The organism is Kutzneria viridogrisea DSM 43870 (assembly GCF_000525635.1).
Taxonomy (GTDB): Bacteria; Actinomycetota; Actinomycetes; order Mycobacteriales; family Pseudonocardiaceae; genus Kutzneria; species Kutzneria viridogrisea.
The window spans coordinates 2,657,122-2,678,310 of sequence record NZ_CP007155.1 but is presented as its reverse complement, the minus strand read 5'-3'; the positions used below and the strand labels follow the sequence as shown (position 1 = coordinate 2,678,310).

The 21,189-nt window shown below is 70.5% G+C and carries 19 protein-coding genes; 12 read left to right on the top strand and 7 right to left on the bottom strand.

What is annotated here, in order from left to right; genetic code table 11:
* Positions 1-39 precede the first annotated feature (39 nt).
* Positions 40-1,191 carry a citrate/2-methylcitrate synthase gene (locus KALB_RS12210; RefSeq protein ID WP_025355997.1) on the top strand — a complete coding sequence of 384 codons (1,152 nt, stop codon included), beginning with the start codon at positions 40-42 and terminating at the stop codon, positions 1,189-1,191.
* Between the two features lie 61 nt (positions 1,192-1,252).
* Here KALB_RS12210 and ispG read toward each other — a convergent pair whose 3' ends face one another.
* The 3 genes from ispG to KALB_RS12200 all read right to left on the bottom strand — a co-directional run bounded on the left by ispG (position 1,253) and on the right by KALB_RS12200 (position 3,717).
* Complete coding sequence (gene ispG / locus KALB_RS12205) at positions 1,253-2,353, bottom strand: flavodoxin-dependent (E)-4-hydroxy-3-methylbut-2-enyl-diphosphate synthase (protein WP_052360451.1); 1,101 nt, start codon at positions 2,351-2,353, stop codon at positions 1,253-1,255.
* A gap of 284 nt (positions 2,354-2,637) precedes the next feature.
* Entirely contained in the window at positions 2,638-2,766 is a 129-nt protein-coding gene (locus tag KALB_RS49815) for a hypothetical protein (protein ID WP_268872247.1), read from the bottom strand.
* Positions 2,767-2,820: 54 nt separating this feature from the next.
* Complete coding sequence (locus KALB_RS12200; RefSeq protein WP_042220334.1) at positions 2,821-3,717, bottom strand: DMT family transporter; 897 nt, start codon at positions 3,715-3,717, stop codon at positions 2,821-2,823.
* On the opposite strand from KALB_RS12200, the gene KALB_RS12195 reads away from it, so the two are divergent.
* Positions 3,716-5,122, top strand: a complete 1,407-nt coding sequence (locus tag KALB_RS12195; RefSeq protein WP_025355996.1) for an aminotransferase-like domain-containing protein — start codon at positions 3,716-3,718, stop codon at positions 5,120-5,122. The genes KALB_RS12200 and KALB_RS12195 overlap by 2 nt on opposite strands.
* Here KALB_RS12195 and KALB_RS12190 read toward each other — a convergent pair.
* Positions 5,109-5,744: a histidine phosphatase family protein gene (locus tag KALB_RS12190; RefSeq protein WP_025355995.1), complete on the bottom strand. Its 636-nt coding sequence runs from the start codon at positions 5,742-5,744 to the stop codon at positions 5,109-5,111. The two genes, KALB_RS12195 and KALB_RS12190, sit on opposite strands and share 14 nt — an antisense overlap.
* Positions 5,745-5,891: 147 nt before the next feature.
* Here KALB_RS12190 and KALB_RS12185 point away from each other — a divergent pair, with 147 nt between their 5' ends.
* The 5 genes from KALB_RS12185 (at position 5,892) to KALB_RS12165 (ending at position 13,368) form a co-directional block, all read left to right on the top strand.
* Positions 5,892-7,136 (top strand): MFS transporter, encoded by a 1,245-nt coding sequence (locus tag KALB_RS12185; RefSeq protein WP_025355994.1) that lies wholly within the window; start codon positions 5,892-5,894, stop codon positions 7,134-7,136.
* A gap of 87 nt (positions 7,137-7,223) precedes the next feature.
* Positions 7,224-9,743, top strand: a complete 2,520-nt coding sequence (locus KALB_RS12180) for a fibronectin type III domain-containing protein (protein ID WP_081789302.1) — start codon at positions 7,224-7,226, stop codon at positions 9,741-9,743.
* Positions 9,744-9,820: 77 nt separating this feature from the next.
* A complete protein-coding gene (locus tag KALB_RS12175; protein WP_025355992.1) occupies positions 9,821-11,104 on the top strand; it encodes an MFS transporter in 1,284 nt (427 codons plus the stop codon).
* 369 nt (positions 11,105-11,473) lie between these two features.
* Positions 11,474-12,034: a Uma2 family endonuclease gene (locus tag KALB_RS12170; RefSeq protein WP_025355991.1), complete on the top strand. Its 561-nt coding sequence runs from the start codon at positions 11,474-11,476 to the stop codon at positions 12,032-12,034.
* A gap of 134 nt (positions 12,035-12,168) precedes the next feature.
* The gene (locus tag KALB_RS12165; RefSeq protein ID WP_025355990.1) at positions 12,169-13,368 is read left to right on the top strand and encodes a macrolide family glycosyltransferase; all 1,200 of its coding nucleotides are present in this window, start codon (positions 12,169-12,171) and stop codon (positions 13,366-13,368) included.
* Between the two features lie 13 nt (positions 13,369-13,381).
* On the opposite strand, the gene KALB_RS12160 is transcribed toward KALB_RS12165, so the two are convergent.
* Both KALB_RS12160 and KALB_RS12155 read right to left on the bottom strand, forming a co-directional pair.
* Positions 13,382-13,594 carry a hypothetical protein gene (locus KALB_RS12160; protein ID WP_025355989.1) on the bottom strand — a complete coding sequence of 71 codons (213 nt, stop codon included), beginning with the start codon at positions 13,592-13,594 and terminating at the stop codon, positions 13,382-13,384.
* Positions 13,595-13,945: 351 nt separating this feature from the next.
* The gene (locus tag KALB_RS12155; RefSeq protein ID WP_025355988.1) at positions 13,946-14,350 is read right to left on the bottom strand and encodes a hypothetical protein; all 405 of its coding nucleotides are present in this window, start codon (positions 14,348-14,350) and stop codon (positions 13,946-13,948) included.
* A gap of 151 nt (positions 14,351-14,501) precedes the next feature.
* Between KALB_RS12155 and KALB_RS12150 the strand changes: the two genes are divergently transcribed.
* From KALB_RS12150 to KALB_RS12130, 5 genes are all read left to right on the top strand, one after another.
* Complete coding sequence (locus tag KALB_RS12150) at positions 14,502-15,416, top strand: ABC transporter ATP-binding protein (protein WP_025355987.1); 915 nt, start codon at positions 14,502-14,504, stop codon at positions 15,414-15,416.
* Complete coding sequence (locus tag KALB_RS12145; protein ID WP_051913145.1) at positions 15,413-16,132, top strand: ABC transporter permease; 720 nt, start codon at positions 15,413-15,415, stop codon at positions 16,130-16,132. Before KALB_RS12150 ends, KALB_RS12145 begins: the two co-directional genes overlap by 4 nt.
* A 2-nt stretch (positions 16,133-16,134) precedes the next feature.
* Positions 16,135-17,262, top strand: a complete 1,128-nt coding sequence (locus KALB_RS12140; protein ID WP_025355985.1) for a sensor histidine kinase — start codon at positions 16,135-16,137, stop codon at positions 17,260-17,262.
* Entirely contained in the window at positions 17,255-17,884 is a 630-nt protein-coding gene (locus tag KALB_RS12135; protein ID WP_025355984.1) for a response regulator, read from the top strand. The genes KALB_RS12140 and KALB_RS12135 overlap by 8 nt, the downstream gene beginning before the upstream one ends.
* A gap of 105 nt (positions 17,885-17,989) precedes the next feature.
* On the top strand, positions 17,990-18,364 hold the full coding sequence (locus KALB_RS12130; RefSeq protein ID WP_025355983.1) for an FKBP-type peptidyl-prolyl cis-trans isomerase: 375 nt from the start codon (positions 17,990-17,992) through the stop codon (positions 18,362-18,364).
* Positions 18,365-18,556: 192 nt separating this feature from the next.
* Here KALB_RS12130 and KALB_RS12125 read toward each other — a convergent pair whose 3' ends face one another.
* Positions 18,557-21,157: a glycoside hydrolase family 84 protein gene (locus KALB_RS12125; RefSeq protein WP_025355982.1), complete on the bottom strand. Its 2,601-nt coding sequence runs from the start codon at positions 21,155-21,157 to the stop codon at positions 18,557-18,559.
* Positions 21,158-21,189 lie beyond the last annotated feature (32 nt).

Sequence of the window (21,189 nt, the reverse complement as noted above, 5' to 3'; positions counted from 1 at the left end):
TTGTCAAATCGACAGTTGAGTGGACAAGAGGAGGTAGTCATGCCAGTCAGTGTTGACGGGCCGATCCAGGTACCGCCGGGTCTGCGCAACGTTGTCGTGACGGACACCCAGATCGGGGACGTGCGCGGCGGCGAGGGCTTCTACCACTACCGCCAGTACTCGGCGATCGAACTGGCCAGGACCAAGTCCTTCGAGGAGGTCTGGTTCCTGTTCGTGGCGGGCAGGCTGCCCGAGCCCGCGGAACTGGCCCGGTTCACCGAGGACGTCGCCGCGCTGCGGCACCTGCCCGAGGAGCTGCGCCCCCTGCTGCCCGCGATCGCCAGTGCGGGCGACGCGTTCACCCCGCTGGCGGGCCTGCGCACCGCACTGTCCCTGGTCGCCGCCGCGCGCGGGCTGCCCCCGCTGTGGGACGCCGACCCGGCGCGCCGCAAGGCCGACGCCCTGCTGGTCAGCGCGATCACCCCGACGATCCTCGCCGCACTGCACCGGCTCAGGTCCGGCCTGGACCCGGTGGAGCCGCGCGCCGATCTGTCCAGCGCGGCCAACTGGCTCTACATGATCACCGGCGAGGTGCCCCAGGCCCAGCACGCCGACGCGGTGCAGCGCTACCTGACCGCCACCATCGACCACGGCTTCAACGCCTCGACCTTCACCGCGCGCGTCGTCGCCTCCACCGGCTCGGACGTGGTGTCGGCGATCTCCGCCGCGATCGGCGCGTTCGTCGGGCCGCTGCACGGTGGGGCCCCGGACCGCGCGCTGGACAGCGTGGACGAGATCGGCACCCCTGACCGGATCGATCCCTGGGTGCGCGCCAAGGTCTCCGCCGGGGACCGGATCATGGGTTTCGGGCACGCCGTGTACCGCACCGAGGACCCGCGCTCGGTGCTGCTGCGCGAGATCGCGGTCGGCATCGGCGGCCCGCTGGTGGATTTCGCCACCACCGTCGAGCGGTGCGTGGTCGAGGTGCTGGCCGAGCTCAAGCCGGGCAGGCACCTGTACACCAACGTCGAGTTCTACGCCGGGGTCGTGATGGAGCTGTGCGGCATCCCGCGCACGATGTTCACGCCCACGTTCGCGGCCAGCCGGGTCATCGGCTGGTGCGCCAACGTGCTGGAGCAGGCCGAGGAGGGCAAGATGATCCGTCCGGCGGCCCACTACTCCGGCCCGCCCGCGCCCCAGCCGCTCCCCTGAGCGGGACTCACGCGCCGGAGAGCGGGACTCGCGGAGGATGGGGTGCCGCTCCCCGGCCGGGTCAGGACTCCTGGTTCTCGCCGACCAGGGCGAGGGCCTCCTCGATCAGGGTCTCCACGATCTGGTGCTCGGGCACCGTCTTGATGACCTTGCCCTTGACGAAGATCTGCCCCTTGCCGTTACCCGAGGCCACGCCCAGATCCGCCTCACGCGCCTCACCAGGCCCGTTGACCACGCAGCCCATGACGGCAACGCGCAGTTGCGCCTCAAGACCGTCCAGGCCCGCGGTGACCTCCTCGGCCAGCCGGTAGACGTCCACCTGCGCCCGGCCACAGGACGGGCAGGACACGATCTCCAGGCCCCGCTCGCGCAGTCCGAGCGATTCCAGGATCTGCGCGCCCACCTTGATCTCCTCCACCGGCGGGGCCGACAAGGACACGCGGATGGTGTCCCCGATGCCCTGGGAGAGCAGCGCGCCGAAGGCCACCGCGGACTTGATCGTGCCCTGGAACGCCGGACCGGCCTCGGTCACCCCCAGGTGCAGCGGGTAGTCGCACGCCTCGGCGAGCTGCCGGTACGCCTCGACCATGATCACCGGATCGTTGTGCTTCACGGAGATCTTGATGTCGTGGAAGTCGTGCTCGGCGAACAGCGAGGCCTCCCACAGCGCCGACTCCACCAACGCCTCCGGCGTCGCCTTGCCGTACTTGGCCAGCAGCCTCGGATCCAGCGAACCGGCGTTGACCCCGATCCGGATCGGCGTGCCGTGATCACGGGCGGCCTGCGCGATCTCGCGCACCTTGTCGTCGAACTTCTTGATGTTGCCCGGATTCACCCGCACCGCAGCACATCCGGCCTCGATCGCGGCGAACACGTACTTCGGCTGGAAGTGGATGTCGGCGATCACCGGGATCTGCGACTTGCGCGCGATCGCGGGCAACGCGTCCGCATCGTCCTGCGAAGGCACGGCCACACGCACGATCTGGCAGCCCGCGGCGGTCAGCTCGGCGATCTGCTGCAAGGTCGCGTTCACGTCCGAGGTCAGCGTGGTGGTCATCGACTGCACCGACACCGGAGCGTCACCGCCAACCCCAACGCCCCCAACGTCCAGTCGTCGGGACCGGCGGCGCACCGCAATCGGTTTCGGTGGTATCACCGGCATTCCGAGGGGTACTGCGGACACGCTTCCTCCCGTTCACGCCGGGCCTGACTGGCCACCGAACGCTATGCGTTCGGCGTGCGTGGCAACAATCACCGACCCGGGTAGTGCTGCGCGTCACCCGGACGGCCTCGCTCACAGCTCCAACAAACCTTGCCAGAACAGGGAAAACGGGGTGGCGCGGACATCCCACCGCACTCCTGGGGTCCACCGTGGACCGAGCTGGCAATAGGCTGTACGGGCAGCGGGCCCGCACGGACGAGTGATACCGCTGCCCGTGACACAACTCAGGCCACCGCTGACAGCTCGCGCTTCACTACCTGCTCCAGCTCACCGTCGGTCGCGGTGAACGCGGGCGCCAGAAGTGTTTGATCGCCGGCAAACCCGTCACGGCTGGGCTGGGTCGAGTAGACCACCAGCCGACGAACCCTGGCCAGTTCCCGTTCCGGGGGCAGCGCGGAGCCGCCCGGCTACCTCGCACGCTGGGTCAGCACCACGCAGCCGAGCACCACGAGCGCCACCAGCACGGTCACCAGGCTGACCTGCTCGTGCAGCAACAGCGCCGACCAGGTCAGGGTCAGCACTGGTTGCAGGGCCTGCACCTGGCCGATCCTGGCCACCCCGCCGCGGGCCAGCCCGGCGTACCAGGCGAAGAAGCCCAGAAACATGGAAATGACCGTCACGTAGGCGAATCCGAGCCACGAACTGCCCGTGGCACCGGCGAAACCGTGACCGACCACGACCACCACGGTGATGGCGAGGCTGACCGGCAGCGAGAGCACGAGCGCCCAGCAGATGGTGCGGGCACCGCCGAGGTCACGGGCGAGCGCCCCGCCCTCGGCGTAGCCCAGGCCGCAGGCCAGCACGGCGACCAGCAGCCACAGGTCGGCGAGTTGGAAGCCGCCGCCGAAGCCGCCGGAGACCCCGACGAAGGCCAGCACGGCGACGAAGCTGGCGCCCGCGGCGAGCCAGAACGCGCGGGAGGGCCGCTCGCCGCCGCGTAACACGCCGAACACGGCAGTAACGGCTGGCAGCATCGTGATGACCACGGCCCCGTGTGAGGCGGTCTGCTCGGTGAGCGCGAGCGAGGTGCACAGCGGGAAGCCGACGACCACGCCGAGTGCGACGACCACCAGCCTGCGCAGTTGGCCTGCGGTCGGCCTGCGCGCGGAGGTGACCAGCAAGTACACGGTGGCAAGCACTCCGGCGCCGACTGCCCGTCCGAAGGCAACGAACCACGGGTCGAGTCCCGCCACGGCCAGCCGGGTGGCCGGCAGGGAGAAGCTGAACGCGAGCACCCCGAGCGCGCCGAGCAGCAGGCCACCCGTTACCCGACTCGGGGCAGTAACGTTATCCTTGGTCCTCATGAATGAGGATAACGCAGTGGCCAACGTTATCCGTGTGCTGCGCACCACGATCGCCGCGACGGCACCGGGCGGGCGGCTGCCCTCGGTGCGGCGGCTGATGGCGACCGAGCACGTCTCACCGATGACCGTGCAGCGGGCGATGCGCAGCCTCGCCGCCGAGGGCCTGATCGAGGTGCAACCGGGACGGGGCGCCTTCGTGGCCGCACCAGGGCCGTCGGCGGTCGGCGCCCCGGACCTGGACTGGCAGTCGGTGGCGCTGGGCCCGCGCCAGGTGGGCGACGAGGCACTGCCCGAACTGCTCGCGGTGCCACGACCCGAGTCGGTGCCGCTGTCCAGCGGCTACCTGGAGGCGGCCCTGCAACCGGTGGCCGCCTTGGGTTCCGCGCTGGCCAGGGCGGCGCGGCGGCCCGCGGCCTGGGAACGCGGCCCGGTGGAGGGCCGGGCGGACCTGCGCGCGTGGTTCGCGGGTGCGGCGGGCGGCGCGTTCCGGGCCGGGGACATGGTGGTGTGCCCCGGTGGGCAGTCGGCGCTGTCCACGGCGTTCCGGGCGCTGTGCGGGTCCGGGGACACGGTGCTGGTGGAGGCGCCGACCTACCTCGGCGCCATCGCGGCGGCGCGCAACGCTGGCCTGGACGTGGTCGCCGTGCCCGCCGACGGGGACGGGGTCCGCACCGAACTGCTCGCCACGGCCTTCGAACGCACTGGCGCGCGGCTGTTCTACTGCCAGCCGCTGTACGCCAACCCGCACGGCGCGGTGCTGTCCACCGCCCGCCGCGCGGAGGTGCTGGCGCTGGCACACCGGTTCAGCGCGTTCGTGCTGGAGGACGACTGGGCCCGGGACCTCGTCGTGGAGGGCACTCCCCCGCCGCCGCTGGCCAGCCAGGACGAGCACGGGCACGTGGCGTACCTGCGCTCGTTGACCAAGTCGGCGGCACCGGGGCTGCGCGTGGCCGCGATCGGGGCCCGTGGCGCGGCGGGCGCCCGGCTGCGCGCCGCCCGTGCGCTGAACGACTTCTTCGTGTCAGGGCCGTTGCAGGAGGCGGCGGTGGAGTTCCTGTCCTCGCCCGCGTGGCAGCGGCACCGCAAGGACCTGCGCCAGCAGCTGCGGACCCGCCGGGACGCTCTGTTGCTTGCCCTGCAACGACATCTGCCGCAGTTGCGGCCCACGGCCGTGCCCGAGGGCGGCCTGCACGTCTGGGTGCGGCTGCCCGAGGGCGTGGACGACGGGGCGCTGACCACTGCCGCCGCCGCGCGCGGTGTGATCGTCTACCCGGGAAAGCCTTGGTACGCCGTGGATCCGCCCGCAGCACACCTGCGGCTGACCTTCGGCGCCGCCGCCCCCGAGGTACTCGACGAGGGCGTGCGGCGCCTGGCCACGGCCTTGGCCGACCTCAGATCCCGGTAGCGCTGTCCCCGGACAGGAGTTGTTGCGGCACTTGGCTGAACGTCCAGCCGGAGCCGTTGCGGGTGAAGACCCACACCACGTCGAAGCGCTCATCGGGCCAGGTGCTCGGCGGGGTCGGCGAGACCTTGCCCAGCGCGGCGGCGATCTCCGGGATCTCCGTGTGCTCCCAGCAGACCAGGGTGGTGCCGGTGCGCTTGGCCACGTCGGCGGCCACCTCGGAGGTGTCCCCCTTGGCGTGGCTGGTGTTCACGGTCAGCCCGAGCTTGTCCGCGAGCGGGGTGACGGTCTCCAGCATGCGGTGGTGCTTCTTGGAGGTGCTGGTGGTGGCGTAGATCGCGGTCGGCGTGCGCAGCCCGGACTTGATCGGCGTGCCGGCGGGGGCGAACAGCGCCGCCAACGCGCCCGCACGGGACCAGCCGCGGGTGGTCAGCGAGGCGTCGTCGGTGTTGCCGTCGGCGTCGATCCCGTACGGGGCACCGCTGTCCGCGGGCTTCTCGCCGTGCCGGATCAGCATGACCACGTCGGCTGCCGAGGTCGCGGCGCTGGCGGTGCCGATCGGCACGGCCGCGGCAGCACCGGTCGCGGCGAACAGTTTCAGCGCGGTTCTGCGAGAGGCCCTCATGAATGTCGACAGTAATTCCTTACGCAGGTCGGACGAACATTTCACACTTGACACCGGAAATACCCGGTAAACATGTCGTGACCTACTACTTGCGGTACTTTTTCAATTCGGGGGAGCTGCTGGCGGTGATCTGGCATCGTCAGAGCCATGACCTCGACGGTTCCCGATGTGCGGTCGGTGCAGCGCAGGACGTTGCGGATCCTCGTCATCACCCAGGTGGCGGGTAGCGTGGGAATTGGCGCCTCCATCTCGGTGGGCGCCGTGCTGTCCCAGGAATTGTCCGGTTCGGCCTCCTGGTCGGGAATGGGCAACACCATGACCACGTTCGGCGCCGCCCTGTGGGCCCTGCCGCTGGCGCGGGTCGCGACCAGGGGCGGGCGCAGGACCGCGCTGGCGCTGGGCTGGGCGCTGTCGGCGATCGGCGCCGTCGGGGTGCTGCTGGCCGCGGTGCTGCACTCGTTCCCGCTGATGCTGGCCGCGATGGTGCTGGTCGGCTCGGGAACCTCGGCGAACCTGCAATCCCGTTTCGCCGCGACGGACCTGAGCCAGCCCGCGACACGGGCCCGGTCGTTGTCGCTGGTGGTCTGGTCCTCGACGATCGGCGCGGTGATCGGCCCGAACCTGACCCTGCCCGGGGCCGAAGTGGCCCAGTGGCTGGGGGTTCCCGCGCTGTCCGGACCGTTCGTGTTCTGCGCCGTGGCCGGGGCGATCGCCGCGCTGGTGCTGGTGGTGGCGCTGCGACCGGACCCGCTGCTGACCGCCCGCACGCTCGAAGGCGCGGACAACCAGTCGCAGCGCAGGAACCTGCGTGCCGCGCTGGCCGCGATCGGCGCCTCGCGACAGGCCACGTTCGCGATCATCGCCGTGGCCCTGTCGCACGCGGTGATGGTGGGCGTCATGTCGATGACCCCGGTGCACATGCAGGAACACGGCGCCAGCCTGACCATCATCGGGTTGACGATCAGCCTGCACATCGCGGGCATGTACGCGCTGTCCCCGGTGATGGGCTGGCTCGCCGACCGCTGGGGCCGGATGCCCACCGTGCTGCTCGGCCAGGGCCTGCTGATCGGCGCGGTGGCGCTCGCGGCGACCGCGGGCCACAGCATGGAACAGGTCACCGCGGGGCTGATCCTGCTCGGACTGGGCTGGTCGGCGGCCACGGTGGCGGGATCCGCGCTGCTCGCGGAGTCGGTGGGCGCGGCCGAACGCCCCAGCGTGCAGGGCCTGTCGGACCTGGTCATGAGCCTGGCCGGTGGCGTGGGCGGCGGGCTGGCCGGGGTCGTGCTGTCCCTGGTCGCCTTCGACGGCCTGGCCTGGGTCGCGGGGCTGCTGGTGCTCCCCGTGCTGGTGCTGGCGGTCCGCAACAGGTCCTACCAATCAGCGGCTCGTTGACAGGAAACCCGGACAACTCTACGGTCGTGCCCTGGATACATCGGATGTGTTGACCCGCCGCCAACACGCTGATCCAGGGAGATCACCATGCTCAGAGCAGCGGGGCTCATCGCGATGGCGCTCGCCGTGGCCGTGCCACCGGTCGGCGCCCAAACTCAGACAACTGTCTACGTCTCACCAACCGGCAATGACGCAAACCCCGGCACTGTGTCGTCTGCGCCGGTACGCACACTGGAACGTGCACAGCAGCTGCACGCCAACGTCGTGCAGCTCGCTGACGGCACCTACGAGCTGAGCAAGCCGCTCACGCTCACCGCCGCCGACTCCGGCACCACCTGGCGTGCGGCCCCCGGCGCGCACCCGGTGATCAGCGGCGGGAGCCGGGTCACCGGCTGGTACCTCAGCGACCCGGCCCGCAACATCTGGTCCGCCCCGGTGCCTGCCGGGCTGAAGACCCGCCAGCTCTACGTGGACGGGGTGCGCGCGCAACGGGCCAGTGGACCGCTGCCGGTGAAGCTGACCTCCACCACCACCGGCTACACCGCCTCCGCCGACACGCTCTCCCACTGGCACAACCCGTCGGCGATCGAGTTCGTGTACCCGGGCGGGGACCGCTACTGGTCGTTGAGCACCGGCGGGCAGGGGCCGTGGACCGAACCGCGCTGCCCGCTCGCCTCGGCCACCGGCACCACCGTGACCATGGCCCAGCCGTGCTGGAACAACTCCACGAACCGGATCATGCGCACCGACACCTCGGGCCGCACGGTGAATCTGGTCGGGCCGAGGACCTTGGGCAACAACCAGGTCCCCGGCTACGTGGAGAACGCCTACGAGCTGCTGGACACGCCGGGCGAGTGGTACCTGGACGACACCGCGCACCGCATCTCGTACCTGCCCAAGCCGGGCCAGCGGCCCGCGCAGTCCGAGATCGTGGCTCCCCGACTTGAGACTCTGGTCTCAGGTCAGGGGGTCAGCGACCTGACCTTCAGCGGGATCCAGTTCTCCTACGCCACCTGGTTGCGGCCGAGTACCCCCGAGGGCCTGTCGGAGATCCAGGCCAACTACACGCTCACCGGGGAGCACGGCGCGGACCGGCAGGGCCTGTGCCAGTTCGTGGACAAGGGCGCCTGCCCGTACGGGGACTGGACCAAGGAGCCCGGCAACCTCAGCTTCAGCGGCGCACGCGGCGTGCGGTTCACCGATGACGTGTTCACCCACCTCGGCGCCGCCGGGCTGGACCTGGGCACCGGCGCGCAGGACTGCGAGGTGCGCGGCAGCGTGTTCACCGACATCTCCGGCAACGGGCTGGAGTTGGGCGGGGTCGACCACCCGACCGACGTGCGAACCAGCGGCAACACCATCGCCGACAACCACCTGTACGGGCTGCCCGCCGAGTTCCACGGCGGCATCCCGATCGTGGTGGGCTACAGCGAGCGCAGCCTGATCACGCACAACCAGATCGACCACACCGCGTACACCGGCATCTCGATCGGCTGGGGCGGCTGGCCGGACAAGATCGGCAAGCCCGCGACGCCGAACTACAGCCACGACAACACCATCAGCGCGAACCTGATCACCGACACCACCCAGTACCTGGCCGACGGCGGGGCGATCTACACCCAGGGCATCACCGGCAGCTCGATCGACACCGGGGAGAAGATCACCGGCAACGTGATCAGCGGCCAGACCGGCCACGGTCACGCGATCTACTGCGACAACGGCTGCACCTACCTGACGATCGCGGGAAACGTGGAATACGGCAACCAGAACGACTGGGGCGCCACACACGCCAACTACACCCCGCCCGCCGACGGCAGCACCAAGGACCCGTTGCTGATCCAGGACAACTACTGGCAGCAGGGTGACGCGGACTCCGCCAAGAACGAGGTCGTGATCCGGCGCAACCACATCATCACCGGGCCGCGGCAGGCCCCGGCCGCCACGATCGCCAACGCCGGGCTCGAACCCGCCTACCGGCACCTGCTCACCCAGCAGGTCGGCGGGCGCTCCGCCCCGCAGGCCCCCGCCCAGTTGGCCACCACCGGGGCCGACGGCGCCGTGTACGTCTCGTTCAGCTCGACCTTCGTGGACAACGGGGCGCCGGTCGACTCCTACACCGTCACCGCCCAACCCGGCGGCCGATCCGTCACCGTGTCCGCCGACCAGTACCGCGAACCGCACTACGTGCGCGTGTCTGGACTCAGCAACGGCACGGCGTACACCTTCACCGTGACGGCCACCAACGCGTTCGGCACCAGCGCACCCTCACTGCCTTCTGCCGCAACGAAACCCAGTGCCGCCAACACCGCCGTGCCCGGTGCGCCGACCGATGTGTCCGTGCGGGTCTCCGGCGGCAACGCGAGCGTGCACTGGAAGCCGCCTGCCGCCGTGTCCGGTACGTCCCCCGTGCTGGCCTACCGGATCAGTGCGCCCGGACTGCCCGACACCCTGTTCCAGGGCCACACCGCACTGTGGGCCGATTCCTCGCGTGACACCTTCACCGCCGTCGGCGGCCTCGTACCCGGTAAGACATACGTCTTCACGGTGACCGCCCTCAACGCCGCTGGCCCCGGCCAACCCGGCACCGCCAAGCCCGTCACCGGCTGACCCCAGAACGCCGTGAAGGTGGCTTTCACTGCGCTGAACGCAGTGAAAGCCACCTTCACGGCATATGCTGCTCGGCCATGAGCGAGCAAGTGCTGGAGCGCGAACACCGCTTGCCGGTGCGCAAACTGGTCGCGGCCAGCATCGGCAACGCCATCGAGTGGTACGACTGGACGATCTACGCCACGTTCAGCATCTACTTCGCGAAGTCCTTCTTCCCGGCGGGCAACGACGCGCTGGCGCAGTTGAACACCGCCGCCACGTACGCGCTGGCGTTCTTCTTCCGGCCACTGGGCGGCTACCTGCTCGGCCGGTTCGCGGACCTGCGCGGCAGGCGGCCCGCGATGCTGCTGACGATCCTGCTGATGGCGGGCGGCTCGCTGCTGATCGCGGTGCTGCCCAGCTTCGCGCAGGTGGGCTGGTTGGCGCCGATCCTGTTGCTGCTGGCCAGGATCGCGCAGGGCCTGTCACTGGGCGGGGAGGTCTCCAACGCCTCGGCGTACCTGGGCGAGATCGCGCCCGCACAGCGCCGCGGGCGGTACTCCTCGTTCTTCTACATCTCCACCGGCACGGCCCTGTTGCTGGCCTCGTTGCTGGGGTTGCTGCTGTCGAACGTCCTGGACAAGGCCCAGCTGAACTCCTTCGGCTGGCGGATCCCGTTCGTGGTGGGCGGCCTGCTCGGTCTGCTCGGCCTGTGGCTGCGCCGGACCCTGCGCGAGACGGAGACCTTCGAGGAGCACCGCGCCAGCGGCGAACGGGTGCACCGCCCGCTGCTGACGACCCTGCGCGAGCACCCCAAGGCGGTCGGCCGACTGGTCGGCTTCACGGCCCTGTCGACCCTCTGCTACTACACGTTCTTCAGCGCGTTGACCCCGTTCGCCGTGAACAACAGGGGCGCGGGGGCACAGGAGGTATTCCTGGCCCTGTCGGTGGCCACCGCGCTGTTCGTGGCCCTGCAGTACCCGATGGGCGCGCTCTCGGACCGGTTCGGCCGCAAGCCGCAGTTGCTGGTCTGGTCGGCGGCCACGGCGCTGCTGATCGTGCCGCTGTCCGCGCTGATCGGCCCCTCGCTCGGCGGGCTGCTGGTGGTGTTCTGCGTGGGGCTGGGCCTGTACACGATGATGACCTCGGTGGCGCCCGCGGTGATGAGCGAGCTGTTCCCGACCCGGTTGCGGGCGCTGGGCATCGGCGCCTGGTACAACCTGACCGTGGCGCTGATCGGCGGCACGGCCCCGCTGGTGATCCAGGCCCTGGCCGACGCGGGCGCCTCGGCGCTGTTCTTCTGGTACGTGGTGGTTGTCGCGGTGATCGCTTTCCTGGTCACGCTGACCCTGCCGGAGACGAGGGGCACCCAACTGGGGTAGCCGCCGGGCAGGTTTCACCCTGGCGCCCGGCGTGGTGATCGGTGCAGTGCGGCGGGTAACGGCTCACTCGACTGGCCGACGATCACACGAGGCCACGGGCCAGCGCCGATACCGAGGGGCTAGGCCGTTTGGGGCGTTCGTCCTAAAATCACCCGGACAGCCTCACCCAGCACTGTTGGCCCATCCTGGACGCGCGCACCGGCTACCCAGAGCAATCCCAGGGGTCCGCTCGGCCCACATCGAGTCGGCCTGCTGTGCCGGTCGGGTCGCTAGACTCTTTCGGTTCAAGAGGATTTCGCGTGGTGGTCGCCTGTCTGGCGGGCCGTCGGCGCCGGGGGTGGGTGGAACCGGGGAAGGAGGAAGCTCACCATGGGAACTGTCCCCGCATTTCCCCACGGAATGCCGCTGACGCGGGCGGACCTGGAGGCGATGCCAGATGACGGGCACCGCTACGAATTGGTGGACGGGACGCTCATCATGAGTCCGTCGCCCCGTCCGCTGCACCAGCGCATCGTCGCGCGCCTCGTGATCGCGCTGACGATGAACTGCCCCGCGCACCTGGAAGTGCTGCCCGCCCCGGTGGACGTCGTGCTGGCCGACAACACGGTGCTGATCCCCGACGTGGTCGTGGGCCGGAGGTCCGATTTCACCACCAGCCACCTGGCCGGGATTCCCGAATTGGCCATCGAGGTGCTCTCCCCCAGTACCCGTTTGGTCGACCTGGAGCTCAAGCGTGCCCGGTTGCAGGAAGCGGGCTGCCCGAATTACTGGCTGATCGACCCGGAACTACCCGAACTGCGGTGCCTGGCGCTGCGCGGCGGGGTCTACAGCCAGGTGCTGACCGCCATCGGAGACGAGATCATCGAGGTCAGCGCGCCTTTCACCGTCTCGTTGAGCCCCGGGCAGCTCGTTGCACCCTACGGCCGGTAGCACTACTCTGATCAGAGTAATCCGGGCGCGAAAAATCCCCAACAGTCCCGTGGATACCGTCCCGCTCGGGCACACCTGGCAGCTACCGTGTGCGGCTGTCGAGCACGAAGTCTGCGGACTCAGGGGGAGATCCGATGGCTGCACCCCACGTACTGCTGTGGCCGTTCCCAGGTCACGGCCACGTCGACCCGACGCTGCCGGTGGCCGCCGAACTCGTCCGGCGCGGCCTGCACGTCACCGTCGCCACCACCGAACGCTTCGCCGAGGCCGTCACCGCCACCGGCGCCGAGGTCCTGCCCTACGCCTCAGCCCTGGCCGGACGCCCACTACCGGAGGTCTTCGACCCCGACTACCTCGCCCGCGAACCCCTGCGCGCCATGATCGAGGCCATCGCCACCGTGCCCCCGATCCGCAGCCACTTCCAGCACAGACAACCCCCCGACCTGGTGGTCTACGACTCCAGCACCTACGCCGCCGCCCGCGTGGCCGCCCTGACCTGGTCCCGCCCCGCCATCCAGATGTTCCCGACCTTCGCCAGCAACGAGAAGTGGCAACTCGGGCCCTGGATCAAAGACGAGTTCGCCCCCGAGATCGACGAGCACCACCCGGCCCTGCTGGAGTTCTTCTACTGCATGGGCGAACTGCTGTCCGGCTACGGACTCGACGACATCGACCTGGAACGGTTCCACGCCCCCTGCGAGGACCACAACCTCGTCTTCCTGCCCAAGTTCTTCCAACTGGGCAACGAGTTCTTCGACGACCGGCACGAGTTCCTCGGCCCCTGCCTACCCACCAACAGCGGCGGCACGTGGCAGCCCCCGGCCAGCGGACACCCCGTCCTGGTCGTGTCCCTGGGCACCGAGAAGAACAAGGACACGAGGTTCTTCCACGACTGCGCCCAGGCCTTCGCGGACCTGCCCTGGCACGTGGTCCTCACCCTCGGCGGCGGCATGACCGTGGCCGACCTGGGCCCCCTGCCCGCCAACGTCGAGGCCCACCAGTACCTGTCCCACGCCGAGGTCCTGCCGCACGCCACCGCACTGGTCGCCCACGCGGGCATGAGCACCACCATGCGCGCCCTGCACCACGGCGTCGCCCAGGTCCTGGTACCGCACACACCCGAACAACACTTCGTCGCCCGCCGCGCCGCCGAACTGGGCATCGCCCGCCTCCTGCCCCGCGACCAGGTCACCGCCCACGCGGTACGCGAGGCCGTACTCGAACTCACCAGCGACGACCGAGCCCGCACCCAGATCCGGGAACTGGCCGAGCAGACGCGTGCCGCGGGCGGGGCAATGCGAGCCGCAGACCTGATCCAGGCGCGGCTCGCCTAGCCCTAGCCTCGTTTCACTTGCGCAACACGGCCCAGCACCGGTTCAGCCCCGAGAGCACCGAGTCCAGCAGCACGCGCCACGGTCTGCGCGGTGTGGCGACGCGGTGCGCCCCGCTGCCCCGCAACGGCAGCGGCTCGGGGTTGGGCCGGGCGCGACGGGTCGGCGGCCGGTTGATGTGCACGGTCTTGCGCGGCGGGCGCGCGCTGCTGCGGGAGTCGGCAGTCAAGGGTGGGTTCCACATCTGTGTCACGACGGAATGGCCATGATGCCGAGGATGATCATGCCTACCGACCGGTTCACGGTGATCGGTGCGATCCGGGCGCCCAACGGACACTCTGCGCTTCACCGGCACCGATCGGGCAGCATCGCCGATCCCCCAGTGGAGTGAGCCGAGCGGTCCCAAACCCACCCGCAGTGCGCCCCCCCACAAACGCCGTGAAGGTGGCTTTCACTGCGCTGAACGCAGTGAAAGCCACCTTCACGGCGACTGGGGCGGGCAGGCAACGGCCACACCCATGTCATGAAGGTGCCGTTCATGGCGTAGAACGCCGCGAACGGCACGCGACACAGCTTGGAGCTAGTGTTCGCCGCCCATGTGCGGGGAGGCGATCATCAGGCCGCACACCGAGGCGATGGTGATCAGCCCCAGGTGCAGGAAGTGGCTGCCCGCGTTGAAGCCGAAGGCCTGCGGCTCGCCGAGCCCGTACATGAACAGCACGGCGAAGGCGCCGAACTGGACGATCGCGAGCAGGCCGAGCAGGGCGCGCACGACGGCCATCACGATCGACAGCACGCCGGCGGCCAGCAGGATCAGGCTGTGCACCGGGCTGAGCTGGAGGCCGATGACCGCGGTGGTCGGCTGGCTGTCGAACAGCGAGCCGTGCTGGCCGAGCGCCAGTCCGGCGGCCCCCAGGGCGACCAACAGCACGCCCTGCACGATGAAGATCAACCGCGGTACCCGCGTGTGGTCGGCTGCTGCCATGTCCCCGTCCGTCTCCCGTGAGAATTCCCGCGCGATCTTCGCACAGCTCTGCCAAACAGCACGTCGACACCCCGCAATCCACCGATCGGTTGACCGCGGGCTGGCGGCTCGGTCGATTCGCCGACCCGGTGCCCGCGGCGAGGCTGGACGCATGGCGATCATCGAGGTCACGAACCTCCACAAGCGGTATCGCGACCACGTCGCGGTGCACGACGTGTCGCTCACCGTGCAACGCGGTGAGATCTTCGGCATCCTCGGCCCCAACGGGGCGGGCAAGACGACCACGGTCGAGTGCGTGGAGGGCCTGCGCGCACCGGACGGCGGCACCGTACGAGTGCTGGGCAAGGACCCGCGGGCCGACCGGACCCACCTGCGCACGAAAATCGGGGTGCAGCTCCAGGAGAGCCAACTGCCCGATCGGCTCAGGGTCGGCGAGGCGCTCCAGCTGTACAGCACGTTCTACCCGGACCCGGCCGACTGGCGGCGGTTGTTGTCCGACTGGGGTCTGGAAGCCAAGCGGGACACGCCCTTCGGCAAGCTCTCCGGCGGCCAGAAGCAGCGGCTGTTCATCGCGCTGGCGCTGATCGGCAACCCGGAGATCGCCGTGCTGGACGAGCTGACCACCGGGCTGGACCCGCAGGCGAGGCGGGACACCTGGCAGCTGGTGGAGGAGATCCGCGAGCGCGGGGTGACCGTGCTGCTGGTGACCCACTTCATGGCTGAGGCCGAGCGGCTGTGCGACCGCATCGCGGTGATCGACGCGGGCCGCGTGGTGGCGGTGGACACCCCGTCCGGGCTCGTCTCCCGGGTGGACGCCGAGCAGACCGTGCGGTTCCGGCCCAGCGCCCCGCTGGCCGAGCACCTGCTCACCGACCTGCCGGAGGTCAGCTCGGTGCGGCGGGTGGGCGGCCAGCTGGTGGTCAGCGGCACCGGCAACCTGCTGCACGCCGTGACCTCGGTGCTGGCCCGCCACCAGGTGGTGGCCGCGGACCTGCGGGTGGAGCAGGCCGATCTGGACGACGCGTTCGTGGCCCTGACCGGCCGCAAGCTGGAGGAGTCGAAGTGATCATCCGCATGGCGTTCACCGAGTTCAAGCTGTACCTGCGCGAGCCCGCCTCCGTGGCGGCCACGCTGGGGCTGCCGCTGCTGATCGTGGTCAGCTTCGGGCTGCTGATCAACCCAGGCACCGACACCAGTTCGCTGGTGACCTACTTCCCCGGCATGGCTATCGCGTTCTCGCTGGCGATCCTCTCGCTGAACCTGCTGCCGACGATCCTGGCCAACTACCGGGAGAAGGGCATCCTGCGCAGGCTGTCCACGACCCCGGTGCCCCCGGCGAGCCTGCTGCTGGCCCAGGTGGCGGTCAGCTTCGCGGTGGCGCTGGCGATGACGCTGATCGTGGTCGTGGTGGGCCACTTCGTGATCGGCTTCACGGTGCCCGCGCAGCTGGGCGGCTTCCTGCTCGCGTTCGTGCTCGGCACGCTCTCGCTGTTCGCCGTTGGCCTGGTGATCGCCGCGATCGCACCCAGCGGGCGGGCGGCCACCGGCATCGGCATGCTCGTGTTCTTCCTGAACATGTTCGCGGGCGGCGTGTTCACCCCGCGCGAGACCCTGCCGGACTTCCTGAACCGGATCGGCGACTTCCTGCCGCTGGGCGCCGCGCTCACCGCGATGCGTGACGCCTGGTCGGGTAGCTTCCCGCAGCCGCTGCACCTGCTGGTGATGGCTACGATCACGGTGGTGTTCGGGCTGGCCGCGGCCGGTCTGTTCCGTTGGGAGTAGACATGGACGGCAGGGAGCGGCTGATCTTCTCGAGCAGCGGGTACGTGCTGCTCGCGGTCTCCAGCGTGCTCGCAGCGCTGATGCCGCTCAGCGAGCCGCACGGCGGTCTGCCGCTGACCGCGGCGCTGGTGCTGGCCGCCGCGCTGTGGCTGCTGTGGACGGTGCCGGGCAAGCCCAGCCGCCCGCTGCTGTACTACGTGGTGCTCGTCGCCCTGATCGTGGCGCTGACCTGGTGCAACGCCTGGTTCGCCCTGTTCGGGTCGGTGGGCTTCGCGCACGCCTTCGGCCTGCTGTCCACGCGGTTCGTTGCGGTGGGCGTGGCCGTGCAGGCGGTGCTCTCCGCGTTCGTGCAGCACCCCGACCAGGGCACGGCCTGGCTGCTGATCGTCAACGTGGGCGTGCCGCTGCTGTACGCGGGCCTCGTGGTCGGCCACGAGAGTGAGAAGCACAAGCGCACCAACGCCGAACTGGCCGCCGCGCTGGCGGAGAACTCCGGGCTGCACGCCCAGTTGCTGGCCCAGGCGCGGGAGGCCGGGGTGCTCGACGAGCGGCAGCGCATGGCGCAGGAGATCCACGACACGCTGGCGCAGGGCCTGGCGGGCATCGTCACGCAGTTGCAGGCCGAGGATCAGACCGGGGACCGGGCACACCTGGCCACCGCCGCGCGGCTGGCCAGGCAGAGCCTGACCGAGGCGCGGCGGTCGGTGCGCGCGCTGCGGCCCGAGCCGCTGGAGGGCACGCGGCTGCCCGAGGCGGTGGGCGCGCTGGCGGCCGACTGGTCGCGCACCGAGGGCGTACCCGCGCAGCTGCACACCGACGGTGAGCCGTGGCCGGTGCCAGCCGAGGTGGAGGTGGCGCTGTACCGGGTGGCGCAGGAGGCGCTGACCAACATCGCCAAGCACGCGCGCGCCTCACGGGCCGGTCTCACCCTGTCCTACCTGGAGGACCAGGTGGTGCTGGACGTGCGCGACGACGGGGTGGGTTTCAGCGGGCAGCCGCACGGAGACGGGTTCGGGCTGACCGTGATGCGGCAGCGGGTCGACGGGGTCGGGGGGCGGTTGAGCGTGGAGTCCGAGCCGGGCGTGGGCACGGCGATCTCGGCGAGCGTGCCGGGAGGCCGCGGTGAGTGAGCCGATCCGGCTGTTGATCGTGGACGACCACCCGGTCGTGCGGGACGGGCTGCGCGGCATGTTCGCCGGGGACCCGGAGTTCGAGGTGCTCGGCGAGGCCGCCGACGGGGCGCAGGCGGTGACCTACGCCGAGGCGCTGCGGCCGGACGTGGTGCTGATGGACCTGCGCATGCCCGGGGTGGACGGGGTCAGCGCGATCCGGCGCATGGCCGAGCGCGGGCTGCCCGCGCGGGTGCTGGTGCTGACCACGTACGACACCGACAGCGACGTGTTGCCCGCGGTGGCCGCCGGGGCCACCGGCTACCTGCTCAAGGACACGCCCCGGGCCGAGCTGCTGCGGGCGGTGCGGGCCGCGGCGCGCGGCGAGGCGGTGCTGTCCCCCGCCGTGGCGACCAAGCTGCTCGGGCAGGTGCGGGCGCCCGCGCGGGAGGAGCTCAGCGCCCGCGAGCTCCAGGTGCTGGAGCTCGTCGCCCGCGGCGGCACCAACCGGGAGGCCGCGGCGAAGCTGTTCATCAGCGAGGCCACGGTCAAGACGCACCTGATCCACATCTACGCCAAGCTGGGCGTGAAGGACCGCGCGGCGGCGGTGGCGGCGGCCTTCGCGCGCGGGCTGCTGAGGTAGTGCGGCGAGGCGCCGCCTGGGCGCGGAAGGACCGGTGATGGGCGCCGGACACCGCACTAGGGGCATGATGTGGGCAGTTGTACCCGAACCGAGGAGAACACCGGAATGTCTCTGACCAAGCCCGAAGTTGAGCCGCACGAGGGCGCTGCCCCGACCGACCTGCTGGTCGAGGACATCACCGTCGGCGAGGGCCCCGAGGCCGCCCCCGGCCAACTGGTCAGCGTGCACTACGTCGGCGTCGCCCACTCCACCGGCGAGGAGTTCGACGCCTCGTGGAACCGCCAGCAGGCGTTCCAGTTCCCGCTGGGCGCGGGCCGGGTCATCGCGGGCTGGGACCGCGGCGTGGCGGGCATGAAGGTCGGCGGCCGTCGCAAGCTGGTCATCCCGCCGCACCTGGGCTACGGCGACCGTGGCGCGGGCGGCGCGATCAAGCCCGGCGAGACGCTGATCTTCGTGGTGGACCTGCTCGGCGTGAACTGAGCCCCGCCGACCGGGCCGTCACGCCGATCGCGTCGTGACGGCCCGGCGGGACTGGGCTGCGGCGGCGCGGGACTCGCGTGTTCGTTGGCGGGCCTCGCGCGGTCGTAGGCGGGACTCACGCGGTCGTAGGCGGGACTCACGCGCACCCCAGCGGGACTCGCGCTCCCCTGGGCGGGACTCGCGGTGACTGGGTCAGTGCGCGATGAGTTCGTTGATCACTGGTGCGGGTGAGTCCGCGGACCACAGCAGGCGCACCGAGTCGGCGCTGACCTTGGGCAGGTCCAGCTGGGTGTAGCCGCCGCCGAACCGGCCGACCGTGCGCCAGGTGCCGCCCTCGTGCACCTGCACCTGCGCGCGGCCCGCGGATCCGAGCACCACCACCCCGGTGAGCCGCTGCGAGGTGAAGCTCACGGTGAGCGCGTCACCAGTGGCCGGGGCGCCCGCCGCGCGGTAGGCCGTGTCGGGGTTGCCGTCGGCCACGGCGGGCAGGCCGGTTCCCGCGGGTCCGCCCGTGACGGCGACCGTGGCCACCGACAGTTCGCGGACCACCAGCCAGTTGTCCTGGTCGGCGGTGGCGCGCAGCCGCACGTAGCGGGCCGTGGTGCCGGCGGGCGGGCTGGCCACCAGCTCCGGGGTGTTGCTGAACGACTGGCCGGTGGTCCAGGTGGTGCCGTCCGCGGAGTACTCGACAACCCCGCTGTGCACGTAGTCCTCCGCGCTGCCCGACTTGGCCATCAGCGCGGTGAAGGCCCCGATCGTGCGCACCGAACCCAGGTCCACGCCCACGGTGTCGCCGACGTGCACGGGGCCGTTGCTCCAGTAGAACGTGGCGGGGTTGCCGTCGACCATGTTGGCGGGCACATAGGACTCGTAGGTGGGCAGGCTGGCCTGTGCCGTGGCCGGGACCGGGGTGATGCCCAGCGCCTTGTTGTTGTCCTGCAACACCTTCGCGATGAACTTGTCGAGCACTCCCTGACCCACCAGCACTTCCTGCTTGCTGCCGTCCAGCTTGGTGTACCGGAACGAGTGGGCCTTGGCCACCAGCCCGAGCAGCGCCTGCCGGTCCCGCCAGGCGCTGGCCCCGTCCTGGGAGCGCTGCTGCTCGACCAGGTCCAGTGCCTTGTCGGCGGCCTTCGCCCACGCCTTGGTCGCGTCCAGCCAGAGCTGGGTCTCGGTGAGGAACTGCTTGTCCGGCAAGGAATCCCGCAACTGGTCGGGGGCCTCGTCGAGCAGCTCGAACTGCTTGTGCAGTGCGGCGATGTCCCCGGTGCGCCAGAACGAGTCGATCTTCGCGGCGAGCGCAGGGGCCTGCCGCTGGTCCAGGTCGGAGGTGTAGTTCAGGTCAGCGAACAGGCGCAGCGCGGCCAGCGCGTCGGGCTCGCCACCGGCCAGCTCCGTGAGACTCGCGTCCCAGGAACGCTGCGGCTGGTAGCCCGCGCTGTTCCACACGAAGTCGGCGATGGTGAACTCCGAGATCTTGGACGCCTCGGCCTGGATCATCGGGTTCGCGGTGATGCCCGCCAGCGAGGCCGCCAGGCCGGTGCCCCGCCCCACGTAGGGCCCCAACAGCAGCTGGCCGGTGATGTAGTCGTTGACCGGGTAGTTGTCCCAGACCAGGATCTCGTGGCCGTAGACCTTCCGCGCGGCGGCGGCCTGCTCGTCGGTGATCACCGGGGCGATGAACGGGGTCCCGGTCCACTCCACCAGCACCGCGGGGTCCAGTTGGGCGGCCAGGGTGTTCTTGTACGGGGTGGCGGCCAGGTCGGAGTACTCGGTGGGCACCATCTCCAGCTTGCCCGCGCCGGGGTGCGTGGCGATGAACTCGCGCTGCACCGCGTTGAGCAGGAAGGACTGCGCGGCACCCGCGGCGGCCCCGCCGGTGCCGAACCTCGTCGCGTCGGCCGCGCAGTTCCACTTGGTGTAGCTGATGTCGTCCAGCGGCACGGCGAAGGTCCGCACACCGATGTCCCACAGGGACTGGAACTTCGCACCGATCGCCTTGGCCTCAGCCGGATCGGAGTAGCACACCGACAGGCCGGGCGAGATCGCGTAGGTGAACTCCACGTGGTTGGCCGTGGCGCGGTCGACCAGCCCCTTGAGCGCGGCGAGCTTGTCGGCGGGGTAGGGGTCACGCCAGCTGGCACGCAGGTACGGGTCGTCCTTGGGCGAGTACACGTAGGTGTTCATCTTGTGACGGCCGTAGAAGTCCAGCTGGTCCAAGCGGTTCGCGTCCGACCAGGGCGTGCCGTAGAAGCCCTCGATCACTCCGCGGATGGGCAGGGTGGGCCAGTCGCGGATCTCGTACCAGCGGTTCGGTCCACTGTGGATGATCTGGCGCAGGGTCTGCGCGGCGTAGAAGGTCCCGGCCGGGTCCACCCCGTCCAGCACGATCCGACCGGTGCCCACGGCCAGCACGTACCCCTCGGCGGGCAGCCCGGTTGCGTCGTGCACGCCGAGCGCGGCCAGTGCACCGGCGGTGGCCTGGTTCTCGCCCTTGCCGCCGACGTAGACCGTCACCGGGGAGGAACCCGGATCGGTGTGCTCGTCGACCTCGCGGAGGTGCCGGACCCCGGCTGAGCGCAGCGCGGCGCGGGTCGCGGCCAGCGCCGGGGCGTCGGTGTGCGCGCCCACCACCAGCGTGGCCTGCTCGCCGAGCTGGAGCACGCCCGATCCGGCGACGGCCTGCTGCGGTTTCGGGAAGATCGACAGCGTGGTCGGTGGTGGTGCCGCCTGCGCCGCGGGTGCGAGTGCGATCACCGGTACCAGTGCCAGCAACGCTGCGAGTACGCGCACAGCTCCCCCCTTCGCCAACCCTGCAAGAGGAC

Excerpts from the sequence above, each read along its gene's own strand:
- KALB_RS12170 (WP_025355991.1), top strand. The coding sequence starts at position 11,474 with ATGGGAACTGTCCCCGCATTTCCCCACGGAATGCCGCTGACGCGGGCG.
- KALB_RS12195 (WP_025355996.1), top strand. The coding sequence starts at position 3,716 with ATGAATGAGGATAACGCAGTGGCCAACGTTATCCGTGTGCTGCGCACC.
- KALB_RS12180 (WP_081789302.1), top strand. The coding sequence starts at position 7,224 with ATGCTCAGAGCAGCGGGGCTCATCGCGATGGCGCTCGCCGTGGCCGTG.
- KALB_RS12200 (WP_042220334.1), bottom strand. The coding sequence starts at position 3,717 with ATGAGGACCAAGGATAACGTTACTGCCCCGAGTCGGGTAACGGGTGGC.
- KALB_RS12210 (WP_025355997.1), top strand. The coding sequence starts at position 40 with ATGCCAGTCAGTGTTGACGGGCCGATCCAGGTACCGCCGGGTCTGCGC.
- KALB_RS12165 (WP_025355990.1), top strand. The coding sequence starts at position 12,169 with ATGGCTGCACCCCACGTACTGCTGTGGCCGTTCCCAGGTCACGGCCAC.
- KALB_RS12140 (WP_025355985.1), top strand. The coding sequence starts at position 16,135 with ATGGACGGCAGGGAGCGGCTGATCTTCTCGAGCAGCGGGTACGTGCTG.
- KALB_RS12185 (WP_025355994.1), top strand. The coding sequence starts at position 5,892 with ATGACCTCGACGGTTCCCGATGTGCGGTCGGTGCAGCGCAGGACGTTG.
- KALB_RS12190 (WP_025355995.1), bottom strand. The coding sequence starts at position 5,744 with ATGAGGGCCTCTCGCAGAACCGCGCTGAAACTGTTCGCCGCGACCGGT.
- KALB_RS12175 (WP_025355992.1), top strand. The coding sequence starts at position 9,821 with ATGAGCGAGCAAGTGCTGGAGCGCGAACACCGCTTGCCGGTGCGCAAA.
- ispG (WP_052360451.1), bottom strand. The coding sequence starts at position 2,353 with ATGCCGGTGATACCACCGAAACCGATTGCGGTGCGCCGCCGGTCCCGA.
- KALB_RS12150 (WP_025355987.1), top strand. The coding sequence starts at position 14,502 with ATGGCGATCATCGAGGTCACGAACCTCCACAAGCGGTATCGCGACCAC.
- KALB_RS12155 (WP_025355988.1), bottom strand. The coding sequence starts at position 14,350 with ATGGCAGCAGCCGACCACACGCGGGTACCGCGGTTGATCTTCATCGTG.
- KALB_RS12130 (WP_025355983.1), top strand. The coding sequence starts at position 17,990 with ATGTCTCTGACCAAGCCCGAAGTTGAGCCGCACGAGGGCGCTGCCCCG.